Here is a 13,027-nt window from a genome sequence, read left to right as displayed (position 1 = left end):
GGATACCTTAATTTTAAGGTGTCTTTTTTTATTTTGTATATATTTTTTTTTCTGTTGAATACTAATCATTGATATTGTAAAAAGATTTTATGTATAAAACTAAGCAATTGTTAATATGATAGAGTTAATTAATAATAATTTCTATTAATAAGTAATAATCAAATTTGTACTTTTATACTATTCTTATTATATAATATAAATAAAAGTCAGAGTAGGTCAGAAAAGTTAACCTAAGGAGAGGGTGGTATGAAAAGTCTTTCAGATAATATTGAAGAGTATATTAAAGGTTTATTAAAAGTCAACAATACTATAAAAATCCAAAGAAATAAATTAGCAGATAAATTTAATTGTGTGCCTTCTCAAATTAATTATGTTTTACAAACAAGGTTTTCTTTTGAAAAAGGCTATATAATAGAGAGTTACCGTGGTGGAAATGGATATATTAAAGTCACAAAAATTAGATTAAATATTAATCAGAATATAATAAATAGATTATATAATATGATAGGAGATTATATTAATCAAAAACAGGCATTTAGTCTAATTGAACGATTATTTGAAGAAGAGATTATAAGTTTTTCGGAAAAGTTATTATTAGAGGCTATGGTTAATAGGGATAGTATAGGGTTAAGTTTACCAACAAGAGATAGTGTAAGAGCTCGACTACTTAAAAATGTTTTACAAACTTTGTTAAGGGTAAAGAGGTGAGAATATGCTATGTCAAAATTGTCAAGAACATGATGCAAAAGTACATGTAAGTAAGATTATTAATGGAGAAAAAGAGGATATATATCTTTGTGAGGAATGTGCCCATATAAGTGAAGGTTTAGATTTTGGACTTGATTTTTCTTTTAATAATTTATTGACTGGATTGTTAAATAATCAATTTCACCCTCATCATAAAATTAATTTATCAAATCATAAAATTAAGTGTGAATTTTGTGGTTTGAGTTATGATATTTTTAGTAAAAGTGGAAGATTAGGTTGCAATGAGTGTTATAATTCCTTTACAGATAAGATAGATAAAGTTTTACGAAGGATTCATGGAAATAACCGACATACAGGGAAGGTACCTAAACGGGCAGGAGAGAGGGTTATGGTTAAAAGAAGGGTTAAAGAGCTTAGAAAGTTAATGGATGAAGCAGTAGCAACAGAAGAGTTTGAAAGAGCGGCAGAACTGAGGGATGAAATTAAAGAATTAAAGGATGAAATTGGTGAATAAAGGAGGGGTGAGATTATGATAGATGAACTTATAAGTCAATGGATGAAGAAGACAGGTCCTGATTCTGATGTGGTAATTAGTAGTAGGATTAGATTAGCTCGTAATCTAGAAAATATTAAATTTACTAATCAAGCAAGTGAAGATGAATTAAAAGAGGTAATAAATAACGTTAATAATTTGTTATTAAATGATAATAAATTTGGTTTGAATTTATTAGAATTAAGTAATTTATCTCAAAATAAAAAGAATATGTTAGTAGAAAGGCACTTAATTAGTCCTGATTTATCTGAAAGAAATATTAATAATGCTGTAGCATTATCTTCTGAAGAAACTATTAGTTTAATGATTAATGAAGAGGATCATTTGAGATTACAAGTACTTTTACCTGGGTTACAGTTGCAAGAGGCGTGGGATTTAGCTGATAAAATAGATGATTACCTAGAGCAAGGAATTAATATAGCTTTTGATGAAAAGTATGGTTATTTAACTGCTTGTCCTACAAATGTAGGAACAGGATTAAGGTCGTCTATAATGGTTCATTTACCTGCCTTAACAATGGTAAATAGAGTCAAAAACTTTATAGCTGCAATATCTCAATTAGGTTTAGCTGTTAGAGGACTATATGGTGAAGGGACTGAAACGGTAGGTAATTTATATCAAATATCTAATCAAGTGACTTTAGGAAGGTCTGAAGATGAGATAATAGAGAATTTAATAGAAGTAACCCATCAAATTATTACTCAAGAGAGAAATGCTAGAGAGATTTTATTAAAAGAAAAAGAGATGTTTTTAAAAGATCAAATTTATCGTGCTTACGGTACTTTAAAATATGCTTATAAGATATCTGTAGAAGAGGCAATGAAGCTTATTTCAAATGTAAGATTAGGTATTGATTTGGGTATAATAGAAGATGTAGAATCTACAATTTTAAATCAACTTATGGTAATTATTAGACCTGCTACTTTACAGGTTCTTAAAGGAGAAGAGATGACAATAGAAGATAGGCATATTTATAGAGCACAATTGATAAGAGAGAGGTTACAGTGAGGAGGGAGTTAAATGATTTTTAGTAGGTTTACCGATAGATCTCGGAAAGTAATGGCATTGTCTCAAGAAGAAGCCAAAAGATTTAATCATAATTATATTGGAACAGAACATCTATTATTAGGTTTAATTAAAGAAGGAGAAGGGATAGCCGCTAAAGCTTTAAAGGCTAGTGGGTTTAGTTTAGAACAATTGAGAAAAAAAGTAGAAGAGATGATTGGAAAGGGTAATGAGGAAGTTGCCGATAATAATCTACCTTTTACTCCTAGAACCAAAAAAGTCTTAAATTTATCTTTAGAAGAAGCAAGACGTTTAGGACACAATTATATTGGAACAGAACATTTATTATTAGGTTTGCTTAAAGAAGGGGAAGGTATAGCTGCAAGGGTTTTAAATGAGGAAGGTGCAGAATTTAATAAAATTCAATCAGAAATAATTAAATTATTAGGGGGAACTAATATTAGTGGAAAAGGTAATTACTCTCCTAAAAGTAGTTCTAAAAATTTACAACAATTTAGTACAGATTTGACCCAATTAGCTAGTGAAAATCAATTGGATCCGGTAATTGGACGAAGTAGAGAAATAGAAAGGGTAATTCAGATTCTAAGTCGTCGCAAAAAGAATAACCCATGTTTGATAGGTGAACCAGGTGTAGGAAAGACCGCTATTGTAGAAGGGTTGGCTCAGAGAATTGTAGAAGGTGATGTTCCTGAAACTTTAATGAATAAAAGAGTACTTGCCTTAGATTTAAGCTCTCTATTAGCTGGTTCTAAATATAGGGGAGAATTTGAGAAGAGATTAAAATCAGTAATGAATGAGATTAAAGAGTCTGGAAATACTATCTTATTTATTGATGAATTGCACACTTTGGTAGGGGCAGGAGGAGCAGAAGGTGCTATTGATGCTGCTAATATTTTAAAACCACCATTAGCTAGAGGTGAGTTACAGACTATAGGAGCTACAACTTTAAATGAATATCGTAAATATATTGAAAAAGACTCTGCTTTAGAAAGAAGATTCCAATCAGTTATAGTTGAAGAGCCTAGTGTAGAAGATACCAAAGAAATTTTAAAGGGATTACGTGATGCTTATGAAGCTCATCACAGAGTTAAAATTACCGATGATGCTATTAATGCAGCGGCAGAATTATCTCATCGTTATATTACGGACCGGTTCTTACCTGATAAAGCGATTGATTTGATAGATGAAGCAGGTTCTAAAGCTAGACTACAGCAAAATACTGCTCCAAATGAGATAAAAGAGTTAGATAAAGAGTTAGAAAAGATTCAACAAGAGAAAGAAGCCACTATTAAAGCTCAAGAATTTGAAGCAGCTGCTAAATTAAGAGATAAGGAAAAGCATATTAAAGAAAGATTAGAGGAGATAAAGACAGAGTGGAAGAATGAAAAGGGTATGAATAATACTGATATTACTCGTGAAAGTGTTGCTAGGGTAGTCTCTGATTGGACTGGTATTCCTGTTATGAAATTAGCCGAAGAAGAATCTGATAAATTACTTAATTTAGAAGAGGAACTTCATAATAGAGTTATAGGTCAAGATGAAGCAGTTTATGCTGTTTCCCAAGCAATCAGAAGATCTAGAGCAGGATTAAAAGATCCTAAAAGACCGATTGGTTCATTTATCTTCTTAGGTCCAACAGGTGTAGGTAAGACAGAATTAGCTAAAACATTAGCTGAAGTAATGTTCGATGATGAAGATGCAATGATTAGAATTGATATGTCAGAATATATGGAAAAACATTCAGTCTCTAGATTGGTTGGTGCTCCTCCAGGTTATGTTGGTCATGAAGAAGGTGGGCAATTAACTGAAAAGGTAAGGCGCCGACCTTATGCGGTTATTTTATTTGATGAGATTGAAAAGGCTCATCCTGAAGTCTTCAATATATTATTGCAGGTACTTGAAGATGGTCAATTGACAGATTCACAAGGTAGAACTGTAGACTTTAGAAATACCGTTTTAATCATGACTTCAAATGTAGGAGCTAATGTTATTCAAAATAAATCTGGTAATCTTGGATTTAAAACTATTGAGCCTGATATAAAGAATAAAGAATATGAAGAGATGAAAGATAGGGTAAAATCTAAATTAAAAGATATGTTTAGACCAGAATTTTTAAATAGGTTAGATGAAATTATCGTTTTTCATGCTTTAGATGAAGAGCATATTAAAGAAATTGTAGATTTAATGCTAGAAGAATTAGAAGATAGGTTAAAAGAGCGTAATATAAGGATAGAGATTAGTCAAGCAGCTAAAGAGATGCTCGCTAAAGAAGGATATGATAAGGAGTTTGGTGCAAGACCTTTACGTAGAACTATAAGACGCCTTGTGGAGAATCCTCTTGCTGAAAAATTCTTATCAAAAGAATTTGATGATGGTGATACTATCAAGATAGACCTTGAGAATAATAGTTTAAAATTTACTAAATAGTAAAAGAGGGCAGCGGTGGACTCACCCTGCTTTCTTTTTATATCATTTTAAAGTATTAATAATTTATATTATAAGTATATTTTTCTACTTAGTAGCAGTTAAAAACTTTATAAAACTATTAAACTTAAAATTTCATGAAAGGTTGCTTACTTGTTAATTTTACAAAAAAATGTTATAATAAATTGCGGACTATTAATTATTTGATTAGGTGATTTTTTAATGGCAAAAAATAAAAAAAGATATATATGTCAAGAATGTGGTTATCAAGCTCTAAGATGGAGTGGAAAGTGCTTAGGTTGTAATAGTTGGAATACATTAGTTGAAGAGATTATTGATACTAAAGAACAGAAGAAGGAAGCACAGGTAACTACGAATATAAGACCAGAAAAGATAAACGAGATAGAGATTGAATCAGAAGATAGAAAGAAGACTGGATTTTCAGAGTTAGATAGGGTGTTAGGTGGAGGAATTGTACCAGGATCTTTAATTTTAATTGGAGGAGATCCTGGGATAGGTAAATCCACCCTTTTATTGCAAACATCCTATAATGTTAGTCAGATATATGATAAGGTATTATACATATCAGGAGAAGAGTCACCAAGGCAAATAAAATTACGAGCTGATAGATTAGAAACTATTAATTCAAGTATGTATATATTAGCAGAAACAAATTTATTAACTATTGTCAATAACGTTGAAGAGTTAAATCCCGACCTATTAATTATTGATTCGATTCAAACCATATATAACCCAAATTTAGAATCTGCTCCTGGAAGCGTTAGTCAAGTAAGAGATGCAACAGGGCGATTAATGAGGTTAGCTAAAAAGAATAACATTCCAATCTTTATTGTTGGTCATGTTACTAAAGAAGGTTCAATTGCTGGTCCAAGAGTTTTAGAGCATATGGTAGATACAGTGTTATATTTTGAAGGTGACCGTCACTATACCTATCGAGTTCTAAGGGCAGTCAAAAACCGTTTTGGTTCTACTAATGAAATAGGTATTTTTGAAATGAGACAAGGTGGCTTATCAGAGGTATTGAATCCTTCCCAATTGTTTATTTCAGAGAGGGCTAATAATGTTTCTGGTTCTGTTATTATACCTTGTATGGAAGGAAGTAGACCTATTTTGGTAGAATTACAGTCTTTAGTTAGTTCTGCTACCTTTGGAACACCAAGTAGAATGACTACAGGAGTAGATCACAAGCGTGTATCCTTACTTTTAGCCGTATTAGAGAAAAAATTAGGTCTCCATATACAAGGGCAAGATGTCTATATTAATATTGCTGGAGGATTTCAAGTTGATGAACCAGCAGTAGATTTAGGATTAATTGCAGCAGTTGTTTCTAGTTTTAGAGATATAGCTATACCCCAAGAGTTTGTTATTCTTGGTGAAGTTGGTTTATCTGGTGAAGTAAGGGCAATTAGCCAAATTGAAAAAAGGATTAATGAAGCTAGTAAATTGGGATTCACTAAATTTATTATACCTAAAAGCAATAGTGAAGACTTAAATTATTCAGATATAGAGATTTATGGAGTTAGCAATGTTTATCAAGTTTTAGATCTTATATTAGGGGGGTGAATAAATGAGTTTCAATGATGAAGAGTTTACTGAAATTTTAAAACTTGTTGCTCCAGGAACCCCTTTTAGAGAAGGATTAGAGAATGTTTTACGAGCTAAGACTGGAGCTTTAATTGTAGTTGGTGATAGTGAAGAGGTCTTAGCGGCTGTTGATGGAGGCTTTAATATTAATTGTGAGTTAACTCCTACTAGGTTATATGAACTTGCTAAGATGGATGGAGCAATTGTATTAAGTAGTGATACTCAAAGAATTTTGTGTGCTAATACACAACTGGTACCTGATCCTTCAATTTCTTCAGTAGAAACAGGTACTAGACACCGTACTGCTGAACGAATAGCTAAACAAACTGGAGAACTTGTTGTATCAATTTCTCAAAGAAGAAATATAATAACTTTATATAAAGAAGATAAGAGGTATATATTAGAAGAGATTAGTAGTATCTTAGCAAAAGCTAATCAAGCAACCCAGACTTTAGAAAAGTATAGAAGTGTTTTAGACCAAGTTTTAACCAATTTGAGTGCTTTGGAATTTGAAGATTTAGTTACTATCTCTGATGTAGCTACTACTATTCAAAGAACAGAGATGGTTTTAAGAATTGCAGAGGAGATTGAAAAGTATATTAATGAATTAGGTAATGAAGGGCGCTTAATTAAGATGCAGTTAGAAGAACTAGTGGCTAATGTTAAAGAAGAAGGATTGTTAATTATTAAGGATTATCAAGCTGAGATGGAGGGTGAAGAAGAGGTAGATGGGGAAGAGTCTATTGATATTTTTGAGAAATTCTCTTCATATGCATCTGATGAGTTACTCAGTTTATCCACAATAAGTAAACACTTAGGTTATGGTGGAAATATAAATGCTTTAGATTTATCTATTTCACCTAGAGGCTATAGGCTATTAAGAAAGATCCCGCGTCTACCAATGGTAGTTATTGAAAATCTAGTAGAGGTTTTTGGTGATTTCCAAGAGGTGCTTAATGCATCTATTGATGAACTTGATGATGTTGATGGAATTGGTGAAGTAAGAGCTCAGGCGATAAAAGAAGGATTGAAGAGATTAAGAGACCAAGTCTTATTAGATCGGCATATTTAGTGGTATTCATTGACATTATAAGGTATATATGATATAATTAAAAGGAGTATCATGCATTGAATGGGGGTTATATTAATGTTTGAAGTGGGAGATAAGATTGTTTATCCAAATCACGGTGCTGGGACAATTATAGATATAGAACAAAAAGAGATTTTAGGAGAGAAGAAGCAATATTATATTATGAAATTACCAATTGGTGATATGAAGGTGATGATTCCTAAAGATAATGTGGAAGAGATTGGACTTCGTAATGTAGTAGATAGCAATATGGTTTCTAAAGTTTATCAAGTTCTAAAGGGAGATCAAAGTGAGATGTCTCAAAATTGGAATCGACGTTTTAGGGCTAATACTGAGAAGATAAAGACTGGTGATATCTTTGAGGTGGCAGAGGTTGTTAGGAATTTAACTATTAGAGATATAGTTAAAGGTCTATCTACAGGAGAAAAGAAGATGTTAAATAATTCTCGACAAATCTTAATTAGTGAATTAGTTTTAGCTGAGGGTAAGGATGAAAAGGAAGTTGAAGAAAAAATCAATACTATATTTGAGGAACAAGAATTTGAAGAAGAATAAAATTTGACGTCAGGTTTACCTGGCGTTTTACCTTTGTAAGTAATAATTATCAAATTTTTAATTTTAAGGAAGTTTATTGTGATAATATTTAAATATTTTATAGCCATTAAACTTTACTTATAAATTGTCTCAAAAGTTTGAATTAATAGTTAAAGATAAAAAATATAGATTTGAAAAGTTTTATTAGGAGTCAGACTATTATAAAAAGGAGGTGAAAAAATGTTAAATAAATTTTGGAGATTAATTTTTGCTACTGTTGGAGGGGTTTTAGGTTATCAGATTGTAGATTATTTAAATTTATCAGAAGAGATAACTTTGAATTTGTACAACCTTGTTACAAATAATAATATCTATGGAATAATAGCTGGAGCTTTACTAGGATTTATACTATTACCTTATATAGTAGAGAAGCTTGTACAGATTATAGTGAAATTTGAAAATAATTTAGAAGGAATTCCTGGTAAGGATATCATAGCAGGCATTTGTGGATTAATAGTTGGGTTACTTTTAGGAGTATTGGTTGTAGTTGCTTTTTCAATACAGTCTATTCCAACATTTGGTTTATGGATTCAAATAATTGTTAATTTAATTTTAGGTTATTTAGGTTGGACTCTAGCAGTTAATAAGAGTAAGGAATTATTTAATACTATAATACAAGCTCATAAGAAGGATAATTTAGTAGAAGCTAATAATTCAGAAACTTTAGGAGCAACTTATAAAATTTTAGATACAAGTGCAATTATTGATGGTAGGATAGCTGATATATGTCAAACTGATTTTATTGAAGGTGTAATGATTATACCTAAATTTGTTTTAGAGGAATTACAACATATTGCTGATTCTCCCGACCTTTTAAAGAGAAATCGTGGTAGAAGAGGTTTGGATATTTTAAAGAAAATCCAAAAAGAGTTAGAGATAACTGTGGAGATTTATGAAGAGGATTTTCATGATACTGATGAAGTAGATAGTAAATTGGTTAAATTGGCTAAGCTTTTAAATGGTAAAGTAATTACTAATGATTATAATTTAAATAAAGTAGCTGAATTACAAGGTGTTTCTGTTTTAAATATTAATCAATTAGCTAATGCAGTTAAACCAGTAGTATTGCCAGGAGAAGAGATGGAAGTCAAGATTATTAAAGATGGAAAAGAACCAGGACAAGGGATAGGTTATTTAGATGATGGTACAATGATTGTTGTTGACCATGGTAAAGATTATATTGGTGATAATATAGATATTCTGGTTACAAGTATTTTACAGACATCTGCTGGTAGAATGATATTTGCTAAGCCTAAATTTTTAGCTAGACAAGCTTTATAGTAATTAATAATTGATTGCTGGTAACTGCTGGCAATCAATTATTAATGAGTAGACTTAATGGAGGAATTGTTAATGAAGGTAAGTGTAGTAATTCCAGCAGCAGGACAAGGTAAGAGAATGGAAGCTAATAAGAACAAGCAGTTTTTATTATTAGATAGTAAGCCGATTTTGGCACATACAATTACTATCTTTGAAAGCAGTTCTAGTATTGATGAGATTATATTGGTTGCTGAAAGTGAAGAGTTAGACTATTGTCAATCTGAAATCATACATAAATATAATTTTAATAAAGTGAGTAAAATAGTAGAAGGTGGAGCAACAAGACAAGAATCGGTCTATAATGGATTAAAAGGGGTAGCTGAGGATACTGATTTTATTTTAATTCACGATGGTGCTCGACCATTGTTGACAAATGAGCTAATTGAACATATAATTACAGAGGTTGAAAAGTATCAGGCGGTGGCTATTGGTGTTCCAGTAAAAGATACAATCAAAATAATCAATCAAGATAAAGTTATTGTTGATACTCCAAAAAGGGATAATTTAATTGCTATTCAGACACCACAGGCTTTTAGAAGGGATTTGATATTAGAGGCTTATCAAAGAGCCTGTGAGGATGATTATTTAGGAACAGATAGCTCTAGCTTAGTAGAAAGGTTGAATAAAGAGGTAAGAGTTATAGAAGGCTCTTATGAAAATTTAAAGATAACTACTCCAGAAGATTTGGAATTGGCAGAAAGAATTATATCAAGGAGGTTGGTATGAGAGTAGGTATTGGCTACGATGTTCATAAATTGGTAGAAGGTGAAAGTTTAATATTAGGTGGAGTTAAGATAGATTATTCCCATGGATTAGAGGGTCACTCTGATGCTGATGTTTTATTACATGCTATTAAAGATGCTTTATTAGGAGCAGTTGGAGAAGGGGATATTGGGCGTCACTTTCCTGACAATGACCCTCAATATAAAGGTATTTCTAGTTTAAAATTATTGGCTGAAGTAAGTAAACTACTCTTTAATAAAGGTTTTGAGCTTAATAATTTGGATGGTGTAATTATTGCTCAAAAGCCTAAACTAGCATCTTATATCAAAGAAATAGAAGAGAATATAGCTCAGGTTCTAAATGCTGATTTAGATAAAGTAAACATCAAGGCAACAACTACAGAAAGATTGGGTTTTGTTGGCAGAGAAGAAGGGATTGCAGCAGAAGCAATAGTAAGTGTAAAAGAAAGGTAGGTATAAATAATGTTAGTTAAAGAACTAATGAGTTCGACCATAATTACAGTAAGTCCAGAAGCAACTGTTGGAGAAGCAGAACGGTTAATGAGTGTAAATAGTATTGGGAAAATAGTAGTAGAAGAAGATAAGAAAGTATTGGGGATTGTAACTGATGGAGATTTAGTAAATCAGCATAATTTAAATATACGTATTAAAGAGGTTATGGAAGCAGAAGTAATCACAATAAATGAAAATAAGAGTATTCAAGAGGCTGCTCAGCTATTATCAGATAATCAGATTAGCGGAGTTCCTGTCTTGAATGATGAAGGAGAGCTTGTTGGTATTATTACTTCTTCTGATATTGTTTCAGGTTATGTCAAAGAAGAGAGAACTGCAAAATTATCTCCAGAAAGCTCTGCGATTTACTTATCAATGACTAGAAGTAGAGAATATGAAAACTACTGGTTAGATAAGATTAAAGGTTATGGATATAGAGTAGCTATTACCCAAACTGGTGCTAATGCTGAAAATTTGCCTATTAAATTAAGAGAGAGCACAACAGTAGCAGCAATTGCTCGTGGAGTTATTAAAGAAAATTTAAGAGAAAAGATGGCTGTATCTAATGCTGTTAAGGATGCTTATACTCAACTTAATCTAGTTAACCCTGGCTTAGGTGGAGGATTTAAAGTTGCTATTGTAAGAGGTGAGGGTAGACTAGCAGTAGCTGTATTTGGAAAGTTTGGACATGCTTTGGTTGATGGTCCAGAACAGCTATCTGTTGGTATGAGTGTAATTTAATAGTGGACAAGGGCGGTCAGGTAAACTGGTTGCCTTTTATTTTAGTAAGAAGATAGTTAGCTTGCAAAGGGTTATAAGATGTTTTATAATAAACATAATTATAAAGTTATAGGAAGGAGAAATTTATGAGTGATGTTAGAGTAAGATTTGCTCCAAGTCCAACGGGGCAGATACATATTGGAAATATTAGAACAGCTTTATTTAATTACTTATTTGCTAAAAAGAATAATGGAACCTTTATTCTAAGAATAGAAGACACCGATAGAGAACGTTCTACTAGTGAATTTGAAGAGGTTATTCATCGTGAGATGGATTGGTTAGGTTTAGAATGGGATGAAGGTGTGAAGGTTGGCGGAAATCATGGACCTTATCGACAAATGGAAAGATTAGATATTTATCAAGAGTATGTAGAGCAGCTTTTAGATAAGGGGTTAGCTTATTATTGTTATTGTACTACTGAAGAGTTAGATGAAATGAGAGAAGAGCAACGTCAAAAAGGTCAACCACCACGTTATACTGGGAAATGTCGTTGTTTAGGTCAAGATGAAAGAGATAAATTAGAGGCAGAAGGAAGAAGACCTGTTGTTAGATTTAAAGTTCCAGATGAAGAAAAAGAACTTATCGTTGATGACTTAATTCGTGGAAGAGTATCTTTTAGTAGTGAAGTTATTGATGACTTTGTAATAGTAAAGTCTGATGGTATTCCTACATATAATTTTGCAGTAGTTGTAGATGATTATTTAATGAAGATTAGCCATGTTATCCGTGGAGAAGACCATTTATCTAATACTCCAAAACAGCAGTTATTATATGAAGCTTTAGGCTGGGAAGCTCCTAACTTTGCTCATTTATCAATGATTTTGGGTACTGATAAGTCTAAGTTGAGTAAAAGAAGTGGAGAAGCTTATGTATATGTAAGTGAGTATCGTAAAAAAGGATATTTACCAGAAGCTTTGATTAATTTCTTATCCTTACTAGGATGGTCTCCAGAAGATGAAGAAGAGATATTAAGTAAAGAAGATATTATTAAACAGTTCTCTATAGAGAGAGTTAATAAGAGTGCTGCTGTTTTTGATGTCGAAAAGCTAAATTGGATGAATGGAATGTACATCAGAGCTGCTGAATTAAATCAAATAGTAGAATTAGCTAAGCCTTATATTCTTGAGGCAGGCTATGATTTATCTGATAAATCTGAAGAGTGGATTGGATTATTGATAGATACTGTGAGAGGTTCTTTGAATTATTTGGCAGAAATTACTGACCATCTTGATATCTTTTTTGGTGAATTAGAATATACTGATAAAGAGAAGGCAGTGGAGGATTTCAAACAAGATAAAGTGGATATAGTTTTTGAAACTTTAAAAGAAAATATCTTAGCTTTAGAAACTTTAGATCCTCAAGAGATTAAGAAAATGTTAAAGAAGACCCTTAAAGAGTTACCTGTTGGAGGAAGATTATTTTATCACCCAACTAGATTTGCTTTAACAGGTAAAGGGTCAGGTCCAGAATTATATAATGTAATTGCTTTATTAGGGAAAGAAGAATGTGCTAACAGATTAGATAAAGCTTTATCTTTAAGATAAGTTTTAGAAAGGGTTTAATGGCTATGAAAGGGATTAGTAGATTAGAATTAGTTCTTTTAGAGAGAAGGTATCATAGGCTGAAAGTACCTTTAAGAACATCTAATTGAATGCCCCCTTGAGCTAAATAGCTGAACATGATAGTAGGCTA

Annotated in this window: 12 protein-coding genes and 1 other annotated feature (1 of these 13 cut by a window edge); all 12 genes read left to right on the top strand. The window is 31.8% G+C overall.

Annotated elements, in window-relative coordinates:
• The first annotated feature begins 246 nt into the window (after positions 1-246).
• The 12 genes from U472_RS04795 (at position 247) to gltX (ending at position 12,879) form a co-directional block, all read left to right on the top strand.
• Entirely contained in the window at positions 247-708 is a 462-nt protein-coding gene (locus U472_RS04795) for a CtsR family transcriptional regulator (protein ID WP_068716045.1), read from the top strand.
• Positions 709-712: 4 nt separating this feature from the next.
• The gene (locus tag U472_RS04790; protein ID WP_068716043.1) at positions 713-1,222 is read left to right on the top strand and encodes a UvrB/UvrC motif-containing protein; all 510 of its coding nucleotides are present in this window, start codon (positions 713-715) and stop codon (positions 1,220-1,222) included.
• A gap of 15 nt (positions 1,223-1,237) precedes the next feature.
• Positions 1,238-2,269, top strand: coding sequence for a protein arginine kinase (locus tag U472_RS04785; RefSeq protein ID WP_068716041.1), 1,032 nt, complete (start codon positions 1,238-1,240; stop codon positions 2,267-2,269).
• Positions 2,270-2,281: 12 nt separating this feature from the next.
• The gene (locus U472_RS04780) at positions 2,282-4,714 is read left to right on the top strand and encodes an ATP-dependent Clp protease ATP-binding subunit (RefSeq protein ID WP_218059038.1); all 2,433 of its coding nucleotides are present in this window, start codon (positions 2,282-2,284) and stop codon (positions 4,712-4,714) included.
• A 219-nt stretch (positions 4,715-4,933) separates the two neighbouring features.
• Positions 4,934-6,295: a DNA repair protein RadA gene (gene radA, locus U472_RS04775; protein ID WP_068716039.1), complete on the top strand. Its 1,362-nt coding sequence runs from the start codon at positions 4,934-4,936 to the stop codon at positions 6,293-6,295.
• 4 nt (positions 6,296-6,299) lie between these two features.
• Entirely contained in the window at positions 6,300-7,388 is a 1,089-nt protein-coding gene (gene disA / locus U472_RS04770; RefSeq protein ID WP_068716037.1) for a DNA integrity scanning diadenylate cyclase DisA, read from the top strand.
• A gap of 75 nt (positions 7,389-7,463) precedes the next feature.
• Complete coding sequence (locus U472_RS04765) at positions 7,464-7,961, top strand: CarD family transcriptional regulator (RefSeq protein ID WP_068716035.1); 498 nt, start codon at positions 7,464-7,466, stop codon at positions 7,959-7,961.
• Between the two features lie 219 nt (positions 7,962-8,180).
• Positions 8,181-9,281, top strand: coding sequence for a PIN/TRAM domain-containing protein (locus U472_RS04760; RefSeq protein ID WP_068716033.1), 1,101 nt, complete (start codon positions 8,181-8,183; stop codon positions 9,279-9,281).
• A 72-nt stretch (positions 9,282-9,353) separates the two neighbouring features.
• Positions 9,354-10,046, top strand: coding sequence for a 2-C-methyl-D-erythritol 4-phosphate cytidylyltransferase (gene ispD, locus U472_RS04755; RefSeq protein ID WP_068716031.1), 693 nt, complete (start codon positions 9,354-9,356; stop codon positions 10,044-10,046).
• Entirely contained in the window at positions 10,043-10,516 is a 474-nt protein-coding gene (gene ispF, locus U472_RS04750; protein WP_068716029.1) for a 2-C-methyl-D-erythritol 2,4-cyclodiphosphate synthase, read from the top strand. The genes ispD and ispF overlap by 4 nt, the downstream gene beginning before the upstream one ends.
• A 9-nt stretch (positions 10,517-10,525) precedes the next feature.
• On the top strand, positions 10,526-11,296 hold the full coding sequence (locus U472_RS04745; RefSeq protein WP_176714108.1) for a HutP family protein: 771 nt from the start codon (positions 10,526-10,528) through the stop codon (positions 11,294-11,296).
• 125 nt (positions 11,297-11,421) lie between these two features.
• Positions 11,422-12,879: a glutamate--tRNA ligase gene (gltX, locus tag U472_RS04740; RefSeq protein WP_068716025.1), complete on the top strand. Its 1,458-nt coding sequence runs from the start codon at positions 11,422-11,424 to the stop codon at positions 12,877-12,879.
• Between the two features lie 14 nt (positions 12,880-12,893).
• Positions 12,894-13,027 (top strand) — a binding site (T-box leader); it runs 92 nt beyond the window's last position.

Source organism: Orenia metallireducens (assembly GCF_001693735.1).
In the GTDB taxonomy this organism is placed as follows: Bacteria; Bacillota; Halanaerobiia; order Halobacteroidales; family Halobacteroidaceae; genus Orenia; species Orenia metallireducens.
The sequence above is the reverse complement of the archived record's forward strand: the minus strand, read 5'-3'. Positions and strand labels throughout refer to the sequence as shown.